Origin of the sequence: Janthinobacterium sp. SUN026 (assembly GCF_030397625.1) — a bacterium.
Taxonomy (GTDB): domain Bacteria; phylum Pseudomonadota; class Gammaproteobacteria; order Burkholderiales; family Burkholderiaceae_D; genus Janthinobacterium; species Janthinobacterium kumbetense.
Genome location: NZ_JAPQNU010000009.1, coordinates 102,348 through 127,880, shown reverse-complemented (window position 1 = coordinate 127,880; position 25,533 = coordinate 102,348). Strand labels below are relative to the sequence as shown.

Annotated in this window: 22 protein-coding genes; 7 read left to right on the top strand and 15 right to left on the bottom strand. The window is 63.5% G+C overall.

Annotated features, from left to right (window positions below):
* Positions 1–21: 21 nt before the first annotated feature.
* From OX459_RS26990 to OX459_RS26975, 4 genes are read right to left on the bottom strand one after another with little or no spacing between them, the layout of a single operon-like run.
* Entirely contained in the window at positions 22–1,164 is a 1,143-nt protein-coding gene (locus OX459_RS26990) for an enoyl-CoA hydratase/isomerase family protein (protein ID WP_289907307.1), read from the bottom strand.
* Complete coding sequence (locus OX459_RS26985) at positions 1,157–1,942, bottom strand: enoyl-CoA hydratase (RefSeq protein WP_289907306.1); 786 nt, start codon at positions 1,940–1,942, stop codon at positions 1,157–1,159. Before OX459_RS26985 ends, OX459_RS26990 begins: the two co-directional genes overlap by 8 nt.
* Positions 1,939–3,099: an acyl-CoA dehydrogenase family protein gene (locus OX459_RS26980; RefSeq protein ID WP_251351301.1), complete on the bottom strand. Its 1,161-nt coding sequence runs from the start codon at positions 3,097–3,099 to the stop codon at positions 1,939–1,941. The genes OX459_RS26985 and OX459_RS26980 overlap by 4 nt, the downstream gene beginning before the upstream one ends.
* A gap of 9 nt (positions 3,100–3,108) precedes the next feature.
* Positions 3,109–4,617 carry a CoA-acylating methylmalonate-semialdehyde dehydrogenase gene (locus tag OX459_RS26975; protein ID WP_251351302.1) on the bottom strand — a complete coding sequence of 503 codons (1,509 nt, stop codon included), beginning with the start codon at positions 4,615–4,617 and terminating at the stop codon, positions 3,109–3,111.
* A 158-nt stretch (positions 4,618–4,775) separates the two neighbouring features.
* On the opposite strand from OX459_RS26975, the gene OX459_RS26970 reads away from it, so the two are divergent.
* Positions 4,776–6,158: a short-chain fatty acyl-CoA regulator family protein gene (locus OX459_RS26970; RefSeq protein WP_289907305.1), complete on the top strand. Its 1,383-nt coding sequence runs from the start codon at positions 4,776–4,778 to the stop codon at positions 6,156–6,158.
* 1 nt (position 6,159) lies between these two features.
* On the opposite strand, the gene OX459_RS26965 is transcribed toward OX459_RS26970, so the two are convergent.
* Genes OX459_RS26965 through OX459_RS26935 form a run of 7 tightly spaced genes read right to left on the bottom strand, consistent with a single transcriptional unit; the run spans position 6,160 to position 13,070 of the window.
* Positions 6,160–7,215, bottom strand: coding sequence for an adenosine deaminase (locus OX459_RS26965; RefSeq protein WP_289907304.1), 1,056 nt, complete (start codon positions 7,213–7,215; stop codon positions 6,160–6,162).
* Positions 7,216–7,240: 25 nt separating this feature from the next.
* Complete coding sequence (locus OX459_RS26960; RefSeq protein ID WP_289907302.1) at positions 7,241–8,185, bottom strand: nucleoside hydrolase; 945 nt, start codon at positions 8,183–8,185, stop codon at positions 7,241–7,243.
* A gap of 19 nt (positions 8,186–8,204) precedes the next feature.
* The gene (locus OX459_RS26955) at positions 8,205–9,236 is read right to left on the bottom strand and encodes an ABC transporter ATP-binding protein (RefSeq protein WP_099666258.1); all 1,032 of its coding nucleotides are present in this window, start codon (positions 9,234–9,236) and stop codon (positions 8,205–8,207) included.
* Positions 9,237–9,249: 13 nt separating this feature from the next.
* Positions 9,250–10,029 (bottom strand): ABC transporter permease, encoded by a 780-nt coding sequence (locus tag OX459_RS26950; RefSeq protein WP_035822719.1) that lies wholly within the window; start codon positions 10,027–10,029, stop codon positions 9,250–9,252.
* On the bottom strand, positions 10,026–10,865 hold the full coding sequence (locus tag OX459_RS26945; RefSeq protein ID WP_289907299.1) for an ABC transporter permease: 840 nt from the start codon (positions 10,863–10,865) through the stop codon (positions 10,026–10,028). The genes OX459_RS26950 and OX459_RS26945 overlap by 4 nt, the downstream gene beginning before the upstream one ends.
* 21 nt (positions 10,866–10,886) lie before the next feature.
* Entirely contained in the window at positions 10,887–11,909 is a 1,023-nt protein-coding gene (locus tag OX459_RS26940) for an ABC transporter substrate-binding protein (RefSeq protein ID WP_289907296.1), read from the bottom strand.
* A 57-nt stretch (positions 11,910–11,966) separates the two neighbouring features.
* Positions 11,967–13,070, bottom strand: coding sequence for a porin (locus tag OX459_RS26935; protein WP_289907295.1), 1,104 nt, complete (start codon positions 13,068–13,070; stop codon positions 11,967–11,969).
* A gap of 238 nt (positions 13,071–13,308) precedes the next feature.
* Here OX459_RS26935 and OX459_RS26930 point away from each other — a divergent pair, with 238 nt between their 5' ends.
* Positions 13,309–14,226, top strand: a complete 918-nt coding sequence (locus OX459_RS26930; RefSeq protein WP_034778821.1) for a LysR family transcriptional regulator — start codon at positions 13,309–13,311, stop codon at positions 14,224–14,226.
* Between the two features lie 14 nt (positions 14,227–14,240).
* Here OX459_RS26930 and rsmA read toward each other — a convergent pair whose 3' ends face one another.
* The 4 genes from rsmA to OX459_RS26910 form a co-directional block, all read right to left on the bottom strand.
* Positions 14,241–15,020, bottom strand: a complete 780-nt coding sequence (rsmA, locus tag OX459_RS26925) for a 16S rRNA (adenine(1518)-N(6)/adenine(1519)-N(6))-dimethyltransferase RsmA (RefSeq protein ID WP_076573213.1) — start codon at positions 15,018–15,020, stop codon at positions 14,241–14,243.
* Positions 15,021–15,072: 52 nt separating this feature from the next.
* Entirely contained in the window at positions 15,073–16,122 is a 1,050-nt protein-coding gene (pdxA, locus tag OX459_RS26920; protein ID WP_289907291.1) for a 4-hydroxythreonine-4-phosphate dehydrogenase PdxA, read from the bottom strand.
* A gap of 19 nt (positions 16,123–16,141) precedes the next feature.
* Positions 16,142–17,545: a peptidylprolyl isomerase gene (locus tag OX459_RS26915; protein ID WP_289907289.1), complete on the bottom strand. Its 1,404-nt coding sequence runs from the start codon at positions 17,543–17,545 to the stop codon at positions 16,142–16,144.
* A gap of 88 nt (positions 17,546–17,633) precedes the next feature.
* Positions 17,634–19,871: an LPS-assembly protein LptD gene (locus tag OX459_RS26910; RefSeq protein WP_289907287.1), complete on the bottom strand. Its 2,238-nt coding sequence runs from the start codon at positions 19,869–19,871 to the stop codon at positions 17,634–17,636.
* A 99-nt stretch (positions 19,872–19,970) separates the two neighbouring features.
* On the opposite strand from OX459_RS26910, the gene OX459_RS26905 reads away from it, so the two are divergent.
* The 5 genes from OX459_RS26905 (at position 19,971) to OX459_RS26885 (ending at position 25,499) form a co-directional block, all read left to right on the top strand.
* A complete protein-coding gene (locus OX459_RS26905; RefSeq protein ID WP_099666250.1) occupies positions 19,971–21,038 on the top strand; it encodes a phosphotransferase in 1,068 nt (355 codons plus the stop codon).
* A 198-nt stretch (positions 21,039–21,236) separates the two neighbouring features.
* Positions 21,237–21,956 (top strand): N-acetylmuramate alpha-1-phosphate uridylyltransferase MurU, encoded by a 720-nt coding sequence (gene murU, locus OX459_RS26900; RefSeq protein WP_289907286.1) that lies wholly within the window; start codon positions 21,237–21,239, stop codon positions 21,954–21,956.
* Positions 21,956–23,278, top strand: a complete 1,323-nt coding sequence (locus tag OX459_RS26895; RefSeq protein WP_289907368.1) for an aminopeptidase P N-terminal domain-containing protein — start codon at positions 21,956–21,958, stop codon at positions 23,276–23,278. The genes murU and OX459_RS26895 overlap by 1 nt, the downstream gene beginning before the upstream one ends.
* 9 nt (positions 23,279–23,287) lie before the next feature.
* Complete coding sequence (locus OX459_RS26890) at positions 23,288–24,430, top strand: FAD-dependent monooxygenase (protein WP_289907285.1); 1,143 nt, start codon at positions 23,288–23,290, stop codon at positions 24,428–24,430.
* A 115-nt stretch (positions 24,431–24,545) separates the two neighbouring features.
* Positions 24,546–25,499 carry a sensor domain-containing diguanylate cyclase gene (locus tag OX459_RS26885; protein ID WP_077408800.1) on the top strand — a complete coding sequence of 318 codons (954 nt, stop codon included), beginning with the start codon at positions 24,546–24,548 and terminating at the stop codon, positions 25,497–25,499.
* Positions 25,500–25,533: the final 34 nt, after the last annotated feature.

Here is a 25,533-nt window from a genome sequence, read left to right as displayed (position 1 = left end):
TTGAAGTCTCCTGTTGTTCTTTTAATGTAGGTCGCGCAAAGGATGGCTATCCCACGGCGCCGTGAAATACCCATTGAGATACGCGTCGCTGACGTCGGCCAGGCTGGCTGGCTGCCACTGCGGCGCGTTGTCCTTGTCGATCAGCAAGGCGCGCACGCCTTCGCTGAAGTCCGCATGGGCACAGCACTGCACTGCAACGATCAATTCCAGCTGGAACACTTGCGCCAAACTCATATGGCGTGTGCGTTCGCGCATGGCCCAGACCAGAGCGGCGGAGCCGGGCGCGCCCTTGTGCAGCGAGTGGGCCGCCTTTTGCAGCCAGGCCGAATCGCCGTCATACGCGGCGATGGCGGCCACCACTTCGGGCAAGGTGGGCGCTTGCGTCAGCGCGGCAATGGCGTCGAAGTTGGCGCGCACTTCGGACACGGGCAGCATGGACGCGGGAGCCGAGAAGCCGCGCAGCAAGCGGCCCAGCTGCTCGCTGTTCGCCTGCGGGCTGGCTTGCCATTGCGCCAGCGCCAGCGCGTCGAGCACCATGTTCCGCTCTTCCTGGCGCAGGAAATAGTCGCCGAGGCCCGCAAACAGGGCGTCAGCCGCGTTCATCGGTGCCCCCGTCAGCCCCAGGAACAGGCCGCTGCGACCCGGCATGCGGCCCAGGAACCAGCTGCCGCCCACGTCCGGGAACAGGCCAATCGTGATTTCCGGCATGGCGATGCGCGTGCCTTCCGTCACGACGCGGTGGCTGGCGCCCGCCATCAGCCCCAGGCCGCCGCCCATGACGATGCCGCCGCCCCACACCAGCAGCGGTTTCGCATACGTGTGGATGCGGTGGTCGAGCCGGTATTCCTCGGCAAAGAAGGCCAGCGCCTGCGGGTTCGGCACGACACCCGCTTGCTCGACGACGGCCGAACGCAGGCTGCGCACGTCGCCGCCCGCGCAGAAGGCCTTGTCGGTCGACGATTGCAGCACCACGCAGGCGATGGCGTCGTCACCGGCCCAGCGCACGAGGGCGCCATCGATGACGCGTATCATCTCCAGGGTCAGCGCGTGCAAGGACTTTGGCGCATCAAGGGTGATGACGCCCAGCTTCATGCCGCCGGGACAGTCGCGCTCTTCTATCTTGACGGTCTCAACCAAGGTTTCAGCCACAGTATTTTCAGCCATTCTTCCACTCCGCCGGACGTTTTTCCAGGAACGCTTGCACGCCTTCTTTCTGGTCTTGCGTATCGAACAGGCCCAGGAACAGGGTGCGTTCATCGGGCAGGGAAGCGACGAGCGGATGGCTGCGCGCGCCCTGGATCAGGGTCTTGCACGCCGTCACGCTGCTGGGGCTTTGGCGGGCCACCTTGGCGGCCAGGGCCAGCGCCGTGGCGGCAGCCTTGCCGGTCGGCACGACTTCCTCAACGAGGCCGATGGCCAGGGCCTTGGCCGCATCGACCCGCTCGCCGCACAAAATCATGCGCTTGGCCCAGCCTTCGCCCACCAGCCACGGCAAATGCTGCGTGCCGCCCGCGCACGGCAGCAGGCCGACGGACGCTTCCGGCAAGGCCATCTGCGCATGTTCCTCGGCAATGCGGATATCGCACGCCAGCGCACACTCAAGCCCGCCGCCCATGGCATAGCCATTGATGGCGGCGATGCTGACGCCGCGAAACGCGGACAGCGCCTCGAACGCCTCGCCAAAGGCGGCGGCCATGGCGAACGCCATATCCTTGTCGCCGTCGGCAAACACCTTTAAATCGGCGCCGGCCGAAAAGAACTTGGCGCCGCCGCCCGTGATCACGAGCGCATACACGTCCGGGTCGGCATTCAGGTCGGCCACCAGGTCCCTCAGCGCATTCAGGCTGGCCAGGGTCCACGTGTGGGCGGGCGGGTTGTCGAGGGTTACCAGGGCCGTATGGCCACGGCGTTCCAGCAGCAGATTGGTATACACTTTGGTCATCGTAAGGTCTCCGTGGCGCCATCTTTCAAAATCGCTCGCGCGACGATCAGGCGCATGATTTCATTCGTCCCTTCCAGGATCTGGTGCACCCGCGTGTCGCGCACGTGGCGCTCGAGCGGATACTCGCGGATATAGCCGTAGCCGCCATGCAATTGCAGCGCATCGTTGGCCACATTGAAACCCACATCCGTGGCGAAACGTTTTGCCATAGCGCAATATGCCGTGGCATCCGGGCTTTCCTGGTCGAGTTTCCAGGCAGCCAGGCGCACCATCTGGCGCGCCGCCACCAGTTCCGTCAGCATGTCGGCCAGCTTGAATTGCAGGGCCTGGAATTGCGCCAGCTCGCGGCCGAACTGCGTGCGCTCCTTCATGTACGCCTGCGCCCGCGTCAGGGCCGCCTGCGCCGTGCCCACCGAGCACACGGCGATATTGATGCGTCCGCCATCGATGCCCTTCATGGCGATGGCAAAGCCTTCGCCTTCCGCGCCCAGCAAGTTGCCAACAGGCACTTTCACCTGGTCGAAGCTGATGATGCGCGTGGGCTGGCTGTTCCAGCCCATCTTTTCTTCTTTCTTGCCATATACGATGCCGGGCAGGTTCGCCGGCACGGCAAACGCGGAAATGCCGGCCGCGCCCTCGCCGCCCGTGCGCGCCATGACGATCAGCATATCCGTCTGGCCCGCGCCGGAAATGAAGGCTTTCGTGCCGTCGAGCACATAAAAATCGCCCTCCTTCACGGCCTTGGTGCGCAGGGACGCCGCGTCGGAACCGGACTGCGGTTCCGTCAGGCAATAGCTAGCCAGCTTCTGGCCGGCCGCCAGGGCCGGCACCCACTCGTCGCACAGGGCTTCCTGCCCCCAGCGCGACAGCATCCAGGTGGCCATGTTGTGGATCGTGATATAGGCCGTGGTCGAGGTGCAGCCGCCGGCCAGCTCCTCGAAGACGATGGCCGCATCCTGGCGCGACAGGCCCAGGCCGCCCCAGCGCTGCGGCGTGTACAGGCCGCAAAAGCCCATCTCGCCCGCCTTGGCAATCGTTTCCACCGGGAAGATCGATTCCGCATCCCAATGCGCCGCGTGCGGCGCCAGTTCGCCCTCGGCAAACGCGCGCGCCGCCTGCTGGAACTCGCGCTGCTCGTCGCTCAGTTCAAAGTCCATGCCAGCTCCTTATTTGAGGCTGATGGTGGTGTTGACCTTGCCCACCGAGGCCGCGTCCGTGAACCAGCGCTGGGTAATCGTCTGCGTCTGCGTGTAGAACAGCACGACTTGCTTGCCGAACGGGCCCAGGTCGCCCAGTTTCGAGCCACGTGAACCCGTAAAGCTGAACAGGGGCACGGGCACGGGGATGGGCACATTGATGCCGACCTGGCCCACGTCGATTTCTTCCTGGAAATAACGCGCGGCCGCGCCGCTTTGCGTGAACAGCGCCGTGCCATTGCCGTTCGGATTCGCGTTCACCAAGGCAATCGCTTCATCGAGCGTATCGACTTCGACGACGATCAGGACGGGGCCAAAGATTTCCTGGTCATATACGACCATGCCGGGTTTCACGCCGGACAAGATCGTCGGTCCCACGAAGTTGCCGTTCGGATAGCCATCGACCTTCACGTCGCGGCCATCGAGGGTCAGCACGGCGCCCTGCTCGATGCCCTTGGCGACCAGGCTGTGCACGCGATCCTTGGCTGCGCAGGAAATCACGGGACCCAGGTCCGGATTGTCCTTGCCCGCGCCCACCGTCAGGGTTTGCGCCTTGGCCGCCAGTTCCGGCAGCCAGTCGCGCGCTTCGCCCACCAGCACGGCGACGGACGCGGCCATGCAGCGCTGGCCGGCCGCGCCGAAGCCTGCGCCCAGCAGCTGGTTCAGGGTCTGTTCCTTGTTTGCGTCAGGCAAGACGACGGCATGGTTCTTGGCGCCCATCATGCATTGCGCGCGTTTGCCGTTCAAGCTGGCGCGCTGGTACACATGCGTGCCCACCTTGCTCGAACCCACGAACGAAATCGCCTTGATGTCCGGATGGTCGCACAGGGCGTTGACCACGTCTTCGCCGCCGTGGATCACGTTCAGCACGCCGGCAGGAATGCCCGCCTGCAAGGCCAGGCGCACGAGTTTTTCCGTCACCAGCGGGTCTTGCTCCGATGGTTTCAGCACGAAAGTATTGCCGCAGGCAATCGCCATCGGGAACATCCACAGGGGGATCATGGCGGGGAAATTGAACGGGGTAATGCCCGCGCACACGCCCAGCGGCTGCATCACGCTGTAGGTATCGACGCCGCCGGCCACGTTTTGCGCGTATTCGCCCATTTGCAGGGTGCCGATATTGGCCGCATGTTCCACCACTTCCAGGCCGCGGAAGACGTCGCCTTCCGCGTCGAGCAGGGTCTTGCCCTGTTCCATCGTCAAGGTGGCGGCCAGGTCGGCCATGTTTTCACGGATCAATTGCTGCAATTTGAGGAAAATGCGGGCGCGCGCGCCGATCGGCGTCTTGCGCCAAGTCTTGAAGGCGCGCTGGGCCGAGGCGATGGCGGCGTTGACTTCCTCCGGCGTGGCGAACGGCACACGGGCCAATACTTCCTGCGTGGCAGGGTTGACGACGTCGCGCCAGACGGTGGTGGTCGATTCGACCCACTCGCCGTTGATCAGCAGTGGAACGGTAGGGATGGAAGTTTGCGTGGTCACTCGGTGTCTCCTCGTTGGGGGTATAGGTCTGTTTGCATTATTCGCACAATACGGGCCGCAAACAAGGCGTGAAAATGCGAGATAATGCAAAGATGAATCTGTTAATCTGCAAAGATTGTAAATTTGCAGACTCCACAAACCGGGGAAGGAGAAGCGCGATGGCAAAGGTTTTCATGGGCGTGCGCCTGCAGCGCCTGCGTGAGGAACGGCGCATGACGCAGGTGGCGCTGGCCAAGTCCCTGGGCATTTCGCCCAGCTACCTGAACCAGATGGAGCGCAACCAGCGCCCGCTGACGGTGCCCATTTTGCTGCGCATCGGCAGCGTGCTGGGGGTCGATCCGCAAATCTTTTCCGAGCACGACAGCGCCAGCCTGGTGGCCGACGTGCGCGACGTGTTCGGTGAATTGCCCGACGCGCCGCCCACCTCGATGGCGGAATTGAAAATGCTGGTGGAAAACATGCCGGAACTGGCGCGCTCGATTTTGCTGCTGCAGCGGCGCTACCGGGTGATGGCGGAGCGGGCCGACACGCTGGCCGCGCGCCTGGACGATGGCAGCCGCGGCGCCAGCTCGGCGGCGCCGTCCACGGACGAGGAAGTGCGCGAATACCTGAACCGGCGGCAAAATTACATCGACGAGCTGGACCGGGCGGCGGAAAGCGTGGCGGGCGAACTCGATCCGGCCCTGCGCACGCTCGATGCGCTGCAAGGGCGTCTGCTGGAACGCCACGGCATCCGGGTGCAACTGTCCGATGGCGACGCGGGCATGGTGCGCAAGCACCGCTATGATGCCCAGCAACAGATCTTGTGGCTGCCCGATACCCTGACGGGCGGCCAGCGCGCCTTCCAGATGGCGGCGCAAATCAGCCTGCTCGAGCACAGCGAGCTGATCGATGCCCTGGTGCTGGCGGCGGGGTTCTCCGGCGCGGCCGCGCAAACGAGCGCGCGCCTGGCGTTTTCGAATTATTTCGCCGGCGCCCTGCTGATGCCGTATCAACGCTTCTTGCAGGCGGCGGAAACGCGCGCCTACGATATCGAGCGCCTGGCGCACCAGTTCGGCGTGGGCTTCGAGGCCGTGTGCCACCGGCTGAGCACCATGCAGCGCCCCGATGCGGCGGGACTGCCGTTCTTCTTCGTGCGCGTCGACCGCGCGGGCAATGTCTCGAAGCGCCAGTCGGCCACGGACTTCCACTTTTCCAGGGTGGGCGGCACGTGCCCCCTGTGGATCGTGTACGACGCCTTCAGCCATCCGGGGCAAGTGCTGACGCAAGTGGCCAGCATGCCGGACGGCTGCACCTATCTGTGGATTGCGCGCCAGGTCAGCACGGCCTCACCCGGCTTCCGGGCACCGGGCAAGACCTTTGCCGTGGCGCTGGGCTGCGATATCTCGCAGGCGCACCGATTGATCTATTCGAAGGGGCTCGATTTGCACGACCCCACCAGCGCCACGCCCATCGGCACGGGCTGCAAGGTGTGCGAGCGGCAAAGCTGCCCGCAGCGGGCGTTTCCGTCGCTGTTGGCGCCGCCGCCAGCGTCCGCCTGACTTACTCGACGAGCCGGGCGCGCAGCGCGTCGAATTCGCGCGCAAATTCCGCGCGCCAGTCGCGCCGCGTGCTCTCATCGATCCAGGCCGCATCCAGGCCATTGAGCATGAAGCCGCGCATGTCGTCCAGGCCGAAGCCGAACTCCCGCATCATCATCCAGGCGCCCGTCGGCGTCACGTGGTGCAGGGTCGGGTCGTCCGTGTTCGGATGCAGTTTCAGGCCCAGCTTGGCCATGGCGCGGATCGGGTGATCGAGTGCCCAGCGTTCGGGCGCCAGGGTGCGCAGATAGTAGGAATTGGTCGGCACGACCGTAAATACGAGGCCCCGCTCCACGCAGCGCTGCGCCAATTGAGGATTATCAACAATCGTGTAGCCATGGTCGACCCGGTCCACCTGCAACTGCTCGATGGCCGTCGCCACATTCATCCACGGCATGCCGAATTCGCCCGCGTGCGCCGTGCACTTGAAGCCGGCCTCGCGCGCGGCGCGGTAAGCTTCGATGAAGAGTTCTGGCGGGCGGTCGTTTTCGCGGTAGTCGATGCCGATGCCGATGACTTCCGGCGCGCGGTAAGCCTTCATCCATTCCACCATCTGCACGGCTTCGGCGGGACTCGCTTCACGGTCGATGCTGGGGATCAGGCGGCCGATCACGCCGAAATCGCGCTGCGCGTCGCGGATGGCGGCCACGATGGCGTCTTGCGCCGCGTCATAGCGGATGCCCGACACGCGCACGGTGCCGGTGGGGTTCCAGAAGAATTCCGCGTAGCGCACGCCGTGGCCATGCACGTCTTCCAGGTATTCGTAGGCGAGGCAATACAGGTCCGTCGGCGAGACGATCAGGTGCGCGTCGAGCGCGCGCAGCACGCGCAGCACGCCGACGGGCTTGTCGCCGCGCGTGTAAAACGCGTCGATTTCCTCGGGAGTGACGACATTGCCCGTCTTGGCGGCCAGCGCACGGAAAGTGGCTTGCCGCACCGTGCCGAACAGGTGGCAATGCAGCTCCACTTTCGGCATGGCGCGTAAAAACTGTTCGATGCTCAGGGGGGAATTAGACATGAAGCTCGTTTCGTAGTGAAGTGGGTCAGACGAGAATGGCGGCCAGGCGGCGCATCAGGCGCTCGATGGCGGCCGGGCCGTCGGCCAGCATCGCCACTTGCGTGTTGATCGGTGCGCGGCGCGGCACGCGGAATTCGCACACCGTCATGCCGCGCGTCAGTTCGCCCGTCAATTCGATGGCCACGTGGGCGCTCTGGAACTGGAACAGCTGCGGCGCTTCCAGGTACAGCGCCACCACGGGGTCGTACATGGGCATGGGCACGGAACCGTCGGCACTGCGGATGCGCACATACGCTTCCAGGTAGCCGGCCAGACGCTGCGCGCGCGGCGTGCCGATGGCGCGCAGCTGCTCCACTTCCACGTTCGTCACCAAGAGCTGGCGGCACAGGTTCAGGCCAAACATGCGCAGCGGGATGCCGGCCTTGAACACCTGGGCGGCCGCTTCCGGGTCCGCATAGATATTGAATTCCGCCGCCGCCGTGTGGTTGCCCTGGTCGGTCGAGCCGCCCATCAGGATGATTTCGACGATTTTTTCCGCGATGTCCGGCGCGCGGCTCAAGGCCGTGGCCAGGTTGGTCATCGGTGCAATCGCCATGATGGTGATCTGGCCAGGATACTTGCGCACGGCGGCGATCAGCGCGTCGACGGCGTGGCCGGCAGCATCCGTGGCGGCGCCAGGCGGCAGGATCTCGCCTGTCGTCGGCATGCCGCTGTCGCCGAGGATGCGCTGCGCCGTTTCGATCACGCCGGCCAGCGGCTCTTCGCAGCCGCGGTAAATCGGCACCGTCAAGCCATCATGGGCCTTGATGCGCAAGGCGTTGTCATAGGTGATGTCGACGGGCGCATTGCCCGCCACCACGCTCACGCCCAGCCACTCGATATCGGGATTGCTGCCCAAGAGCAACATCGTCAGCCAGTCGTCGAAACCGGGATCGGTATCGAGCCATATCTTTTTCAAGGATTGGGTCATGATGCTTTCCAGTAAGAAATTACGCGCCCAGCCACAGGGCGCTGTCGGACGGCAGCACGAAGGAGACGGCCGTGCCTTCGCGCCAGGCGGCGCCGCCGGCCGCGCAAATGCCTTTGACCTGGCCCAGCGGCGTTTGCAGCAGGTATTCGACGGTGTCGCCCAGGAAGCCACGCGCCAGCACGGTACCCGGGTATTGACCGGCCGCGTCGTCGGGCGCGCAGACGCGCACCTTGTCCGGACGCCAGCCCAGCACCGTGGTGCCGGCCGCGACGGGCGACGTGTACGGCAAGCTGGCGCCCGCGTGGTGCAGCGCGCCGTCGCGGTAGTCGAACAGGTTCTCGAAGCCCATGAAATTGGCAACGAAGCGCGTCGACGGCGTATTGAAGACGGCTTCCGGCGCGGCCAATTGCTCGATGCGCCCGCCATTCATGACGACGATGCGGTCGGACAGGGCCAGCGCTTCTTCCTGGTCATGCGTGACATACAGCATGGTGATGCCCAGCTCGCGCTGGATGCGGCGCAGTTCGGCGCGCATCTGCACGCGCAGCTTGGCGTCCAGGTTCGACAGCGGTTCGTCGAGCAGCAGCAGGGCCGGCTCGACGACGATGGCGCGCGCCAGGGCCACGCGCTGCTGCTGGCCACCGGACATCTGCGCCGGCAGGCGCGTTTCAAACCCTGTCAGGCCGACGGCGGCGATCACGGCTTCCACCTTCGTTTTCAGCAAAGCTGGCGCGACCTTGCGCAAGCGCAAACCGAAAGCGATGTTGTCGTATACATTCAAGTGCGGGAACAGCGCGTACGACTGGAAGACCATGCCGATATTGCGCTTGTTCGGCGCCAGCTTGCCGATTTCGCGGCCGTCGAGCACGATGCGGCCCGACTGCAGCGGCATCAGGCCGGCGATGGCGCGCATGGTGGTGGTCTTGCCGCAGCCGCTGGGGCCGAGCAGGGAAATCAGCTCGCCCTGCTCGACGTGCAGGTCCAGGTCTTTCACGGACGTCGTGTTCTTGGCGTAGCCGAGGTTCAGCTTGTGCAGTTCCAGATAACTCATGGTGTGTTGCCTCTTACATGTATTTAGAAATGCCCAGCACCTTCTCGGTCACCATCACGAAGGCCATGGTGAACAAGACCAGCAAGGTCGACAGGGCAGCGATCGACGGGTCGAAGCTGTTTTCCATATGCCCCAGCATCTCGATCGGCAAGGTGCTGATGCCCGGACCCGTCAAGAACAGCGAGACGGGCACCTGGTTGAACGAGGTGACGAAGGCGAGGAAGAAGGCGGCGATCACGGCGTTGCGGATATTCGGCAGCACGATCATGAAGAACGCGCGCAAACGCGACGCGCCCAGCGTGATGGCGGCATCCTCGATATCGACGCGCAGGTTCACCAGGCTGGCGTACACGACGCGCACCGAGTACGGAATCAGCAGCGCGATATGGCCGATCAAGAGGCCCACGTAGACGGGCGCATTGATGGTCAGGACCAGGTGGTGCAGCAAGCCCAGGCCCACGAGGATGGCGGGAATGATCAGCGGCGACGTCAGTATCTGCCGGATGGCGCCGATGCCCGGCGGCGGCATGCGCGAAAACGCATACGCGACGGGAATGCCCAGCAACAGCGCGATGACGGTGGCGATCAGGCCGATTTCCAGGCTGGTCTGGAAGGCGCGGCGGAACTCGGGCGCCGACCACACTTCAAGAATCCAGCGCAGCGAATACGACTCGGGCGGGAACGCCAGGGTTTCGCCGCCGGAAAAACCGGCCAGCACGACGATGGCGAAAGGCCCCAGCAGGAACAGGAATACCAGCCATAAAACGGCACGTGAAAACAGGCTTTCTTTCATACGGAACTCCGGCTCGAGGAAATACGTTTAAGGCCGGCATTCACCAGCAAGGTCATGCAGACGAGGATGACGGCGATGACATTCGCCGCGCCGAAATCGCTCTCCACGCTGACCTTTTGGTACAGCAGGGTCTCCAGCATCAGCACCTTGGTGCCGCCCAGCAGGGCCGGCGTCACATAGGCCGTCACGCAGCCCGTAAACACCAGAGTGCCGCCGACGACCAGGCCTTCCTGCGTCAGCGGCAGGGTGACCTTGCAGAATACTTGCCATGGATTGGCGCCCAGGGTGGCGGCGGCCGGTTCCACGTCGCGCGGCAGGTTTTCCAGCGCGCCCGCCAGCGACATCAGCATCAGCGGCAGCAGCAGTTGCAGCAGGCCGACAAACACGGCGAACTCGCTGAACAGCAGGCGCAGCGGCTCTTCCGTCAAGCCCATGTTGACCAGCGCCGCGTTGACGGCGCCATTGCGGCCCAGCAGCACGATCCAGGCGTAGGTACGCGCGATCGGCGAGACCATCAGCGGCAAGATCATCATGCCCACCACCAGGCCGCGCCACTTCGGCGACACGCGCGCCACGGCTTGCGCGGCCGGGTAGCCGAGGATGATGGAAGCGAGCGTCACCAGCGCGGCGACGCGCAGCGTGCGCCAGAAGATGGTGCGGTTGAACTCTTGCGAAAAGAATTCGACGAAGCGGTCCACGCCCCACTGCATGCCGTCGCCGACGCGGAAGGCGTCGACCAGCAAGGCCAGCACGGGCAGCAGGAAGCAGACAACGATAAAGATCAGCGCCGGCAGGACCAGCAGCAGTCCCAGGCGCTTTTTTGGATCAGCAAACATGGTGTTTTCTCCTCGTCACCACTATTTGCTCATGGCCTTGTTCCACTGCGTCATCCAGTTGCTGCGCTGCTTGATGATGGTTTCCGGTTTGACGAATTTCAGCGAATTGATCTGGTCGGCGCCATAGGTGTTGAATTGCGCGGCAGCCACGGACAGGCGCACGTCCTTGTTGACGGGCGAATCGACCAGGTTGGTCGCCAGCTGCGTCTGCACTTCCTTGGACAGCCAGAAATCCATCAGCTGGTACGCCAGGTCCGCATTCTTCGAGCCGGCAACGATGCCCATCACGTTCATGCCGGCCGCCTGGCCTTCGGCCGGAATGCTCCATTTCAGGGGCAGGCCAGTCTTGAGCATTTGCGACCAGGTGAAGCGCGCCACGGGCGCGGCCCAGATTTCATCCTGGGCAAACAGGGCGGCCAGCTGCGCGCTGTTTTTCGAGAACGTGACGACGTTGCCCTTCATGCCGACGATCTTGGCAAAGCCGGTGGCGTAATCGTCCGTCTTGCCGCCCCAGGCCGCATCGGCCATGCGCAGCATCAACGGGCCCTGCGTGGTGCTCACGTCGGGGAAGGCCACGCGGCCCTTCAGTTCGGGGCGCCACAGGTCCTTCCAGGACGTCAGCGGGGCGATCTTGTCGCTGCGGTACACCAGTCCCACGGAATACAGGGTGTAGCCGACGGCGAAATTGCCGCCGACGGGGTTTTTCGCCACATCGTACAGGGCCTTGTAATTGCTCAGCTTGGAGTAATCCATGGGCTGGATCACGCCCTTTTGCGCCGCTTCCAGCATGCCGGAATCGGACAGCAGCACCAGGTCGATCACCGGGTTCTTGCTGTGCACCACCAGCTTGGCGATGCGGTCCGCATTATTCCCCGTTTCCACCTTGATATCGCAACCGCATTTGGCCTTGAACGGCTCGTACACATACTTCATGAACAAGGGCTGGGCAATCGGGTAGGCCGAAATGACCAGCTCGCGTTTTTCCGCGTGGGCGGCGTTGGCCAGCAAGCCTAGGCTCAACGCCAACATGAGGTGCTTTTTCAAGATGCTTCCTTTCAGGGGACGGCGCTGCGGGACAGCGCCTGTAAAGATGAATCAGACTCAGAAATAATGTCGCATGCCGACGATCAGCACGCTTTGCGTCTTGCCGCCCGAGGCGCCAAAGCCGAACACGCGCGCGAACGTCGCATCGCCGGCCGCTTTCTGGTAGCTCCAGGTGATGGCGACATCGGTGCGCTTGGACAGGAAATAATCGGCCTGGAAGTTGACCTGATGCCATTTCGGCGTCTTGTTGATCACGTCATATTTACCAGTGGTAAAGAAATACGACGCGCCCAGGTTCAACGCTTCCGTCAGCTTGTGGTTCACGTTCAAGTCCACGTTTTGCAGGGTCAGGTTGCTCTGGTCCAGGTAGTGGTAGCGCACGTTGGTGTACAGCGCGCCAAACTTGGTCCTGCCCACATTATAAAAGCCTCCCGTGCCGGCGATGGCCTGGCTGTCCACGCCCGCGCCCTTGACGGCGCTCTTGTTGAAGATCAACAGGGAGCTGCCATAGTCATTGCCGATGGCGCCATTCGGTGCGTCCGGGCTGTTCGGGCGATCCATCTTGGTGTAGGCGACGGCCCAGCTGAAGGCATCGACTTTGTAGCCGGCGCCCATGCTGTAGACGCGGTTGCGGTTGGAATCTTCCGGGTTTTCGCTGAAACCGTACAAACCCGTAAACGACAGGTTGCTGATGTTCGGGCTGACGTACTTGACGGCATTTTGCACGCGCAGGTTGTTGTAGCCATTGTCGTTGTCGCCGATGTGCACGCCGTTACTGGCGATGACCACCGGACCCAGCAGGTCCTTGACGGCTTCGTACTGGCGGCCCAGGGTCAGGGTGCCCTTGTCGTTGCTGGACAGACCCACATACGACTGGCGGCCGAACAGACGGCCGCTTTGCGCAGCCGCGCCCGTCATGACGTTAAAACCGTTTTCCAGCGCGAAGACGGCCTTGGTGCCGTTGCCCAGGTCTTCCTGGCCGCGGAAACCGATGCGGGGATTCTGGTTCGTGCCGCTCAGCGCATGCGTGCGGCTGCCGTTACCCTCATCCGATACATAGCCGATACCGGCCGACAGCAAGCCATACACTTGCACGCTGCTTTGCGCCTGCGCCGCGCCCTGCGCCGCCAGCAAGCCCCCAACTACCATCGTTCCAGTCATCCATTTGTTCATCGCCGCCGCCCTAAAAAGAATAAACCCTGAGTTTTTTTGGAATTATTTTATTGATGCGTCCCTTGCCTGGCGTACCGCCGCGAGTGCCGGCGCCGCATTCCAGGCTCTTCTCCTGAATATTGTTGCATTCAAGACAAGTAAAGACCAGTCCAGAATATGGTAAATTGCGGGATAAGAAAATTTGTTTATTTTTATAAATCCATTACTTTTTCTAATAAGCAAAACCATGCATGAGTTGAGCAAGAAGATTTCCTTACGACATTTGCAAGCGTTTGCCACCTTAGCCCGGGTAAACAGCTTCAGCAAGGCTGCACAGGAATTGTGCGTGACCCAGCCGGCCCTCAGCGCGTCGATCAAGCTGCTGGAAAATCAACTGGGAAAAAAGTTGTTTAACCGCACAACCCACCAGCTGGAACTGACGCGCGAAGGCAAGCTGGCGCTCGATTACGCCACGCATTTATTGAATACGGCGAGCAATACCTTTGCCGATATCCAGCGCGCCATCGGCAGCGGCCGCCACCGCATCCGCATCGGCGCCATCCCCTCGGCCATGGCGATGACGGCCGTGGTGGTGGCACGCTACTGCGAACAGCATGGCGATGAAGTGGAAATCGTCCTGTCGGACATGCCCAACGATGGCTTGCTGCACGCGCTGCATTCGGGCCAGCTGGACTTTTGCGTAGGCATCGAGGTGCCCGGCTCCGTGTCGCTGGAAAGCGTGGGCCTGTTCGAGGACGAGCTGGTGCTGGTGACGGCGGGACGCCATGCGCTGGCGCCGCTCAAGGAAGTGCGCTGGGAACAGCTGGCGGGGCAGGAAATCGTCGTGTTTACCAAGGGCAGCATCTGGGAGTTCGCCTCGAGCGCCCTGCGCCAGCATGGCTTGAGCCCGTCGAGCCTGTACCAGATGATCCATAGCGAGTCGCTGTATGGCGTGGTGCGCGCCGGCATCGCCGTGGGCATCATGCCCAGCCTGTACACGACTTTCCTCAACGACGAGGACTTGCACGTGGCGCCGCTGCGCCAGCCCACCTGCAAGCGCAAGATCGCCTTGATGCGGCGCAATGAAATCAGCCGCAACCACCATGTCGACGACTGCTTTTCAGCGTTGCGGCAAGATCTGCAACAGGTCGACCAGTGGTTTTGAGTTAAACCGGGGGCTTAGGCCGGCGCCTTCAGCAAGTTCGCCAGGGCAACATACTGCTCCAGGCCCACGGTTTCCGGACGCAGGGTCGGGTCGATGCCGGCCGCCTTGATCTGCTCTTCCGTAAACATCCCGGCCAGGCAGTTGCGGATCACCTTGCGGCGCTGCGAGAAAGCTTTCATGACCACCGCTTCCAGGGTCGCCTGGTCGCACGCCAGGCGTTCAGCCACGGGGATCATGCGCACGATGGCCGATTCCACTTTCGGCGGCGGGTCGAACGCCGTCGGCGGCACGATGAACAGCAGCGACATGTCATAGCGCCATTGCAGCATCACGGACAAGCGGCCATACGCCTTGCTGCCCGGTTCGGCCACCATGCGCTCGACGACTTCCTTTTGCAGCATGAAATGCTGGTCCTGCACCAGCGGCGCGAAGTCCGCCAGGTGGAACAGCAGCGGGCTGGAGATGTTGTATGGCAAGTTGCCCACGATGCGCAGCTTCTGGCCGGCCGGCACGGGAATTTGCGCGAAATCAAACTTCAGCGCGTCGCCCGAGTGGATCGTCAGCTTGGCCGGGTTGAAGGTCTTTTCCAGGCGCACGATCAGGTCGCGGTCCAGCTCGACCACATGCATCTGTTTCAAATGGCGCAGCAGCTGCTCCGTCATGGCGCCCAGGCCGGGGCCGATCTCGACCATGGCATCGTCCGCCTGCGGCGCGATGGCGGCCGTGATGTCGTCGAGGACGAAGCGGTCATGCAGGAAGTTCTGGCCAAAGCGTTTGCGGGCAACGTGTTTCATATTCTGTTTTTCTATTCTAGAGGCGGTGTAGCGTGGTAAAACCGGTGGGCGGTCAGGCGCGGGTGCTGGCGCGCAGCATGGCGAGCGCCGTTTGCAGGGCTTGCTCCATGCTGTGTCCATCGGCCAGCCCCAGCCCTTGCGCGGCCAGGTCCAGCGCCGTGCCGTGGTCGACCGAGGTGCGGATCAGCGGCAAGCCCAGCGTGACATTGATGCCGCGCCCGAAGGTCGCGTATTTCAGCACGGGCAAGCCCTGGTCGTGGTACATGGCCAGCACGCAATCGGCATCGGCCAGGTATTTGTGCTGGAACAAGGTGTCGGCCGGATACGGTCCGCGCGCATCGATGCCGCGCGCTTGCGCCGCGGCAATCGCCGGAGCGATGACATCGATTTCCTCGCGTCCCAGGTAGCCGCCCTCGCCCGCGTGCGGGTTCAGGCCGGTCACCAGGATGCGCGGCGCGGCGATGCCGAATTTCTGTTGCAGGTCGCGCTGGAGAATGTCCAGGATGACGGCCAGGCTGTCCAGCGTGATGGCGGCGGACACGTCCTTCAAGGGCAGGTGCGTGGTGGCCAGCGCCACGCGCAGGGTCGGTTCGCCATGGCCGGGTTCGCCGGCCAGCATCATCACCACCTGCGGCGTATCGGTTTTTTCTGCCAGGTATTCCGTATGGCCGGAAAAGGCCACGCCGGCGTCGTTGATCGTGCTCTTTTGCAAGGGTGCCGTGACCATGGCGCCAAACCAGCCGGCCTGGATACCTTCCACGGCCGCGTCCAGGGTAGCGAGCACGGAGCGCCCGTTTTCCTTGTCCAGCACGCCGGGGATGACATTGTTCACGGTGGGAATATCGATCACGGCCAGGCGGCCCGGTCCGAACTGGGGCAAGCCGCTGTTGCGCACGGCTTGCAGCGACAGCGCCGCCAGGCGGATGTCCGGGTCGATCAGGCTGGCCGTCAGCGCCAGGAAGGCGGCGTCGCCCAGCAGGATGCAGTTGACTTCATTGCGCATGGCCCAGGCCGCGCGTATGGAGATTTCCGGGCCGACACCGGCCGGTTCGCCACAAGTGATGGCGATGGCCGGGCGGCGTGCAAGGGGCAAGTTACTCATGCGCAATGAATCAGCAGCATTACTGGTCGTCCGCGCGGAATTCGACGTAGGCACGGTCGCGCACTTCGCGCGCCCAGTTTTCCGTCGCTTCTTCCAGCTTGCGTTCGCGCAAGGCATTGCGTGCGGCGGCGCGCTGTTTCTCTTTCGAGACGTCATCGCTCTTGCGTTCCAGCACTTCGATCAGGTGGAAGCCAAAGCTCGATTCGATCGGCTGGCTCACTTCGCCCGGTTTCAGCGCATTCATCGCCGTTTCAAATTCCGGCACGGTGTCGCCTGGATACAGCCAGCCCAGGTCGCCGCCCTTGGCCGCGGAACCGTCGTTCGAGAACAAGCGGGCCAGGTCTTCGAACTTGGCGGCCTTGTTATCGAGACGCTCTTTCAATTCCAGCAATTTGCGCTTGGCTTCGGCAGCCGACAAGGTCGGGGTTACTTTCAGCAAGATATGGCGGGCATGCGTCTGCTGCACGGCAGCGACGGCTTGCGCTTCGGCCGCGCTGCGGCGGTCTACCAGCTTGAGGATGTGGAAACCGGTGTTGCTCTTGATGATAGGCGTGATCTGGCCCGGCTTCAGTTTCAGCAGCTGTTCCGTGAACAGGGGCGGCACGCGGTCGCTATGGCGCCAGCCGATATCGCCGCCGCTCAGCGCATCGCTGGCGTCGGAATAGGTAGCGGCCATCTTGGCGAAATCGGCGCCCGTGCGCAGCTGGCGGCTGACTTCTTCGGCGCGCGCGCGGCGTGCGGCGATCTGTTCGGGGCTGGAATTTTCCGGAATGCGCACGAGAATCTGCGCCAGGTTCAGTTCCACCTGTTCGCTGGCGGCCGCTTTTTCCGCTTCCAGGAAGTTATCCACTTCGGAATCGGAAATCTGGATCTTGGCGTCGACTTCATGCTCGCGCAGGCGCTGCATGATGATTTCATCGCGGATTTCTTCGCGGAAAGTCGCAAACGGCGTGCCTTCCTTTTCCATCTGGTTGCGCAATTCCTGTACCGTCATTTTTTGCTGTTCAGCAATACGGCCAATCGCGCGGTCCAGGGTCAGGTCATCCACGCGCACGCCCATTTCCTTGGCCAGCTGCATTTGGGCGCGCTCGACAATCATGCGCTCCAGCAATTGACGACGCAGGTCGGCAGGATCGGGCAAGGGCACGTTCTGCGCCTTCATGCGCTGCTCCACGCTCTTGATGCGGGCCGCCACTTCATTACGCGTAATCACCTCGTCATTGACGACGACGGCGATGGAGTCGATGGTCTGGCCACTGCTCGAGGCCGGTGGTGTGAACCCCTTGGCCGGTGCCGCGGCGGCGGGCTTGGCGACAGGCGCTGACGCAGCCTGTTGCGCCCAGACACTACTGGTCGTGGCGCCGGAAATGGCGCACAACAAAACCGTTGCAATTTTGAGTTGGTGCATACTGGCATTACGCATAATGTGTAGAGCGCTCATGAGTTCAGGTGAATAAAAAAACCGGTTTGTGCCAGCGCCGGGAACACCGGCGGCGGCAACGGTGCCTATCTTAACGGAGTGGCTGGCTCAGTGTCTGGTAACCAGGGATGGTTTTTGTAAAAGTTTCCAGGCCATTCGCGCCCAGACCCAGGCCATTCGACAAGCCCGTCAATTCCAGCTGGAAGAAGATCGGCGTCGAAACGGTATTGGACGTCGTCACGAAACGCTGCGCGCCCATGCGGAACACCCAGCAGTCGCCCTTGTATTCCAGGCCGATCAGGCTTTCCAGCATGCTGCGATCCTTGATGGAGTAACTGATGCGTCCCACGCCATACAGGCGGTCCGTCAACGGCCATTGCGTCGACACTTCCGCATTGCGCAAACTGCCGCGCTGGAAACGATTGCTGAAATTCAATACTTTCTTGGCGCCTGGCTGATATTGCAAGGTGTAGTTATAGCTCATCAAGCGGCGATCGCTGGGATTGTACTGCACCAGGCTGTCGGCGGTCCAAGTCTCGGACACGCGGCCCGTTGCGGCCAGCAGGATATCCGAGCGCGACTGGTTGACGGGCGTGGTCGAATTGAGCTGCACGCGCTGGTCGGCAAAATAGAAACGCTGGCCGAAGGTCAGCCGCATGCGTTCCGTGCCGTCGGCCTGCAGGAAGCGCGATACCAGGGCGGCCGTGACCTGATTGGCGTCGCCGATGCGGTCGCTGCCGACGAAACGGTTTTCCGTGAAGATCTGCGTCAGGTTGAAGGTGCCGTCGGCCGTATCGAAATTCGGAAACTGCGTCTGGTCGCGGTACGGCGTGTAGACATAGAACAGGCGCGGCTCCAGGGTTTGCGTGCCGCCCTTGGCGCCAAACAGATTCGTGTCGCGTTCAAACACCAGGCCGCTGTCGACCGAGAAGGTCGGCACGGCGCGTGTAAACGAGGTCGTCGGGAACAGCGCCTTGGTCCTCGCGTCATTATCAAGCTGATAAGCACTGGCATTGAGCATCAGCTTGGGCGTGATGAAGTAGCCAGGGCGCATGATGGGGAAACTCACTTGCGGCACAGCCACGAGGCGCGACCCTTGCACCAGGGTCGGGTGCGCGAAGCGCGTCGCTTCCGCGTCGAAGGTCCAGTCGAAGCCGCCCCAGACGTCATATTTGCCAGCGTGGAAGTTCACCGCCGGCAAGCGGTCATACGGACGCGACACGGTCACCGTGGGATCGGGATCCTGCAGCACCTGGTAATTCTGCACGCGCGCCGTCAGGCTCCAGTCCTCGGTGCGGTAATCGGTGCGCAATTCGCGCAGCAACTGGCGCTCGGTGGCGGTGGCGACGGTTTTCGAAAAATCGTTCGGGTAATTATTGTCGGACGCTTCGCGCAAATCCCAGCTGTAGCTCCAGCCCTTGGCCAGCGCCTGCTCATGCTTGGACTTGATCATGTAGCGGTTGGTCTTGGTTTGCTTGTCGTTAGGCAAGAATTCAAACGACGTTTCGCCCTGGTACAGGCCGGCATCCGTTTCGCCCATGTAGCGGCCCGTCGCACCGAGCTGGATGCCGCGCCGCTGGATGTAGCGCGGGTACAGGGTCAGGTCGCGGTTCGGCGCAATGTTCAGGTAGTACGGCATCAGCAGCTCGAAACCGTTCTTCGAGGCAAAGCCCGGCGTGGGCGCCAGCCAGCCCGACCGGCGCGCGCCCGACAGCGAAAACGAGATGCCCGGCGTGCCCAGGATCGGCACGTCCTTGAAATAGATGATGGTCTTGCTGCCGGTGCCCACGTCGCGGCCCGTATCGAGGTTCAAGGTGCTCGATTTCAGGTACCAGTCCGGATTCGGCCCTTCGCAGGTACTGTAGGTACCGTCGATGACATTGGCTTCATCGGGGTTGATGAAGTCGACGCGCTCGGCCTTGCCCTGGCCGCCGCCCACTTCGAAGCGATACGTCGGGTTGAGCAGGAAACCCTTGCCGGTCTCCATGTTCAGCTTCAGGACGTCGCCCGTGTAGTAATCGCCGAAACGCCACATCTTGATATGGCCCTCGGCGTCGAACTCATCTTCAACTTGTTTGTAACAAGCTGTATCGGCCGTCATTTTTGTGGTTTTTCCGCGCTCGATCACGACATTTTGATCGAGATTGAGCTCCCTTTCGGGGCGTCCCTTCATGCTGTTTGCCGTCATGACGGTGGGCGCGTCGGGATCTTCCACATGAACCGGACGCGGCGCTTTCTGGGCGTGGACAGGCACCGTCGTGGCGGCGACAAGCGCGCTGATGGCGAAAGCCCAGCGCTGCGAAGGGGGGGAGGCCGAAAACCAGCTCATGAATTGGAAGGGGCAAGCACCATTGACAGGCGATTTTTTGATTTGAATCCCTTATTATATGGGAATCTGCACCATCAACCCGATTCCACAGGCCGCTTAATGTCATTCTCCCCCAATTCCCCTGCCGCGCCGGCCTCCGCCGACGCTCGCCTGACCCTGTTGAAAGCCTGGTTGGCCCCGCTGAACCTCGTTGCGCCCGATTCCGCCCGCCCCGCTTCCAGCGATGCGAGCTTCCGCCGCTACTACCGTCTCGATGTGCTGCCAGGCAATACAACATTGCCAGGAAGTACATTGATTGCCATGGATGCGCCGCCCGAGCGCGAAAACGTGCCCGCCTTCGTCAAGGTGGCCGGCTTGCTAAAAGGCGCCGGCGTGTCCGTGCCCGAGATCATTGCGCAAGACCTGGACAATGGCTTCCTGCTGCTCTCCGACCTGGGCACGACCACCTACCTCGACGCCCTGAACCACGACAATGCCAGCGTGCTGTACGCGGAAGCGCTCGAGTCGCTGATGAAAATCCAGCTGGCCAGCCAGCCGGACGTCTTGCCCGAATTCGACCGCGCCTTCATCCTGCGCGAAATGAATTTGTTCCCGGAATGGTTCATCGGCAAGCACCTGGGCGCCACCTTGACGGATGTACAACAAACCCAGCTGGACAAGGTCTTCGAAGCCATCACGGCGAATATCTTGTCGCAGCAGCAAGTTTTCATGCACCGCGACTACCATTCGCGCAATTTGATGCACATCAACGATGGCTCGATTCCCAATCCCGGCATCCTCGATTTCCAGGACGCCGTCTTCGGCCCCGTCACCTACGACATCGCCTCGCTGCTGCGCGATGCGTATCTCCAGTGGGACGAAGAACTGGTGCTCGACTGGGTGATCCGCTACTGGCAGCGCGCCAAGCAGCTGGGCTTGCCAGTCAATCCCGACATCGACGCCTTCTACCGCGATTTCGAATTCACGGCCCTGCAGCGCCACCTGAAAATCCTCGGCCTGTTCGCGCGCCTGAATTACCGCGACGGCAAGGATCTGTACATGGGCGACCTGCCAACCGTGCTCGACTACGTGCGCAAGACGGCCAACCGCTATACGGAACTCAAGCCGCTGGTGCGTCTGCTCGATGCCCTGGAGAATAAGACGCCGCAAGTCGGCTATACCTTCTGATGACACCCGCCAAAACCTACTGCGCGTCGCGCTTTGCGGCCGGCGATGCTCACCGTACTGCAGTACGGTTGCGCTTCTCGGCCACAAAGCACTGCCGCTCGCTACGGTTTTGTCAGGTGTCGCTACTGCAGAATTAACTTATTGTGCGGCTCACGCCACGCAACAATTACCGAACAAAACAGAAAACGAGTCCTACCCATGAAAGCCATGATCTTTGCCGCAGGCCGCGGTGAACGGATGCGTCCGCTTACCGATACCTGCCCCAAACCGCTGCTGAAAGTGCGCGGCCGTCCACTGATCGTCTGGCATGTGCTGAACCTGGTGCGCGCCGGCATCACGGACATCGTCATCAACCATTCCCACCTGGGCCACCAGATCGAGGAAACCCTGGGCGACGGCAGCGCGTATGGCGCGCGCATCGCCTATTCGCCCGAGAGCACGCCGCTGGAAACGGCGGGCGGCATCGCCCAGGCGCGCCACCTGCTGGGCGAGGAGCCATTCCTCGCCATTTCCGGCGACATCTATTGCCCCTACTTTGATTTCACGCAAGTACTCGACGTGCTGGCCGACAAGGACGTGCTGGGCACGCCGTATCCGGCCGACCAGCGCGACATCGCCTGGACGTACCTGGTGCCCAATCCCGACTTCCATCCCACAGGCGACTTCGGCCTGACCTTGTTCGCGATCAACAATACGGACGACACCAAGTGGACCTTCGCCAATATCGGCGTGTACCGTCCCGAGATGTTCGACGGCATCGCGCCCGGCAGCCACGCCAAACTGGGCGATTTGCTGCGCCAGTACGCGGACCAGGGCCGCGTGGGCGGCGAAGTCTATCCGGGCGAATGGACGAATGTGGGCACGCCGGCACAGCTCGACGCCCTCAACGGCGTCACGGCCAAGGCCAGCGCAACATGATGGCCAACTACGCGGCACGGCGCGCGGCGCTGCTGGCGCAGATGCTGCCGGGCAGCGTGGCCATCCTCGCCACGGCGCCCGAAGTGCCGCGCAACAGCGATTGCGATTATCCGTACCGCCACGACAGCTATTTCTATTACCTGAGCGGCTTTACGGAGCCCGACAGCGCCGTGGCCCTCGTGGCCGCCAGCGCCACGGCGCCGGCGCGCGCCATCCTGTTTTGCCGCGCCAAGAATACGGAGCGCGAAATCTGGGACGGTTTCCGCCACGGCCCCGAGGCGGCGCGCGCCAGCTTCGGCTTCGACGCCGCCTTCCCCATCGAGGAACTCGACGTGGAAATGACGCGCCTGCTGGCCGACGTCCCCGCCATTTACTATGCGCTGGGCGGCAGCCTCGATGCGCAGGTCAAGGTCTGGCGGCACAACGTGCGGCAAAAGGCCCGCAGCGGCGTCACGGCGCCCGCCATCGCGCATGACATCCATGGCATGCTCGACGCCATGCGCCTGCTGAAAGACACGCAGGAACAGCAGTTGATGCGCCGCGCGGCCGCCATTTCCAGCGCGGCCCACGCGCGCGCCATGCGCGCCACGCGGCCCGGCATGCACGAATACGCGCTGGAAGCGGAGCTGCTGTACGAATTCCGGCGCAGCGGCGCACAATTCCCCGCGTATTCCTCCATCGTGGCCGGCGGCGACAACGCCTGCATCCTGCATTACAACGCCAACAACGCGGTATTACAGGACGGCGAGCTGGTACTGATCGACGCCGGCTGCGAACTCGATGGCTACGCCTCCGACATCACGCGCACCTGGCCCGTCAACGGCCGTTTCAGCGGCCCGCAGCGGGCCCTGTATGAACTGGTGCTGGCCGCGCAACAGGCGTCGCTGGACATGGTGCGCCCCGGCTTGCCGCACAGCGCCATCCACGAGGCGGCCGTGCAGGTACTGGCGCAAGGCATGCTGGACCTGGGTTTGCTGGACCGGCAAAAAAGCGGCAGCGCGCAGGACGTCATCGCCGACAAGGCCTATATGCCCTTCTACATGCACGGCACCAGCCACTGGCTGGGCATGGACGTGCATGACGTGGGCGCCTACCGTGACACGGACGCGCCCGGCAAGCCATGGCGCGCTTTGGCACCGGGCATGATGCTGACGGTGGAACCGGGCATCTATGTGCGCCCCGGCGCGGGCGTGCCGGAGCAGTTCTGGCATACCGGCATCCGCATCGAAGACGATGTGCTGGTCACGCCGCAAGGCCATGAAGTCTTCAGCACGGCGCCCAAGGGCGTCGCTGAAATCGAACAACTGATGTCACAGGATTAACGCCGCCGCATGCATACACCGTCCACTTTCGATCTCGCCATCTGCGGCGCCGGCCCCGTCGGCATGGCGCTGGCCGCCCTGCTGGTGCAACGGGGCTGCCGCGCCGCCGGCATCGCCATGCTCGACGCCAAATCCCTCGACCAAGCCAGGCGCGACCCGCGCACCATCGCCCTGTCGCACGGCAGCCGCCAGATTCTCGAGGAAGCGGGCGCCTGGCCCGTGGCAGCGACCCCGATTCACCAGATTCACGTCTCGCGCCGCGGCAAGTTCGGGCGCAGCCTGATGGACCGCGGCGAGCATGGCGTCGAGGCGCTCGGCTATGTGGCCCGTTACGGCGCCGTCGTCAGCGCGCTGGCCGACGTGTGCGAACGCCTGGGCGTGGCCAGCCTGCGCCCGGCCCTGGTCACGGGCAGCGTGGAAGACGCCGACGGCGTCAGCGTGCAGATCGACCAGGCGGGCGCCGCCTCCAGCTTGCGCGCCAGCCTGCTGGTGCAGGCCGAGGGCGGCCTGTTCGGCCAGCAGCCGGAACGCGCCGTCAGCCGCGATTATGGTCAAAGCGCCATCATTGCCCACGTGCGTACCAGCGATCCCGTCGCCCACCGCGCGTACGAGCGCTTCACCGATGAAGGGCCGCTGGCCCTGCTGCCGCAGGACGACGGCTACGCGCTGGTCTGGTGCGTGCCGCCCACGCGCGCGGAACAGTTGCTGGCGCTCGACGAAGTAACCTTCCTGGCGCGCCTGGGCGCCGCCTTCGGCAGCCGCCTGGGGCGGTTTACCCATACGACGCCGCGCCTGGCCTATCCGCTGGGCCTGAACGCCCAGGCGGGCGGCACGGCGCGCACGGTCGCCATCGGCAATGCGGCGCAAACCCTCCATCCGGTGGCGGGACAAGGCCTGAACCTGGGCTTGCGCGACGCCGCCGTGCTGGCCCGCGTGCTGGCGCAGGACAGCAGCCCGGCCGGGCTGGAACGCTACGCCAGCCTGCGCCAGGCCGACCGGGGGCTGACCGTGCGCGTCACCGACACCATGGCGCGCATCTTCACGGGCAGCGCGCCCACGCAAGGCTTGCTGGGCCTGTCGCTGGGCCTGCTGGACGCATTTCCCCCTGCGCGCAAGACGCTGGCCGAGCTGATGATGTACGGCCGCCGCTAAGTCTTAGCAATAAGGAAAGGGCACGGGCGAAAAAGAAACAGGCGGGCGATCCGGCATGGAGTAAACGGCCCGCGGATGCGACAATGGCTGTCACCTGGCTTTTGGCGACCGTTCCATGACAGATGCATTGCCCGCAGCACCGCCTGCCGCTCTTCCCGAAGTCCTCTTTTCCCGCCTGCTGGAAGACGCCCTCGACGCCGTCATCATCATCGACGAGCAATGCCGCATCCGCTATATCAATGGCGCCATGCAAACGCTGTCGGGCTATGCCAGCGGGGAATTGCTGGGCCAGACCCTGAACGGCCTGCTGCCTGACGCCGTCGGCGCGCAGCACGACAACCACGTGCTCAATTACATCCGCAGCTCGCGCACCTCCAGTGTGCTGGGCAAGATACGCGAATTCGCCATCCGCCACCGCGACACGCAAATGATCCCCATCGAAATGAAGGCGATGGACCTGGGCGTGGTCGATGGCATGCGCTATTTCGGCGCCTTCTTGCTCGACGTGCGCGAACGGCGCGAACTGGCGGCGAAAAACGCCAGCCTGCTGGCGCAGCTGGAACAGCAGGCGCTGCACGATGCGCTGACGTCGCTGCCGAACCGGCGCGCCTATGAAGCGCAAGCCGAGCAGGCGATGGCGCGCGCGGCACGCAGCGGCGCCGCCCTGAGCGTGGGCGTGGCCGACCTCGACCACTTCAAGAAGATCAACGACCGCTATGGCCATGCCGTGGGCGACGCCGTGCTGCGCACGGTGGCGCAGGCGCTGCGCGACACGGGACGCATCACCGACGTGGCGGCGCGCCTCGGCGGCGAGGAGTTCGGCCTGCTGTTCCCCGACGCCAGCCTGCAGCAGGCACACCAGGTGGCCGAACGCATCCGCGCAGCCGTGGCGGCGGCGGTCACCGTGCTGCCCGACGGTTCCCCGCTGCACGTCACCATCAGTATCGGCGTGGCGCCGCTGGTGCAGGGCGCCAGCCTGGATGCGGCCATGTCGGATGCCGACAAGGCCCTGTATGTCGCCAAGCACCAGGGACGCAACCAGGTCGTCGCGGCAGCGGCCGGCCAATAAAAACGGCCCGCGCAAGGCGGGCCGCTCCTCCTGC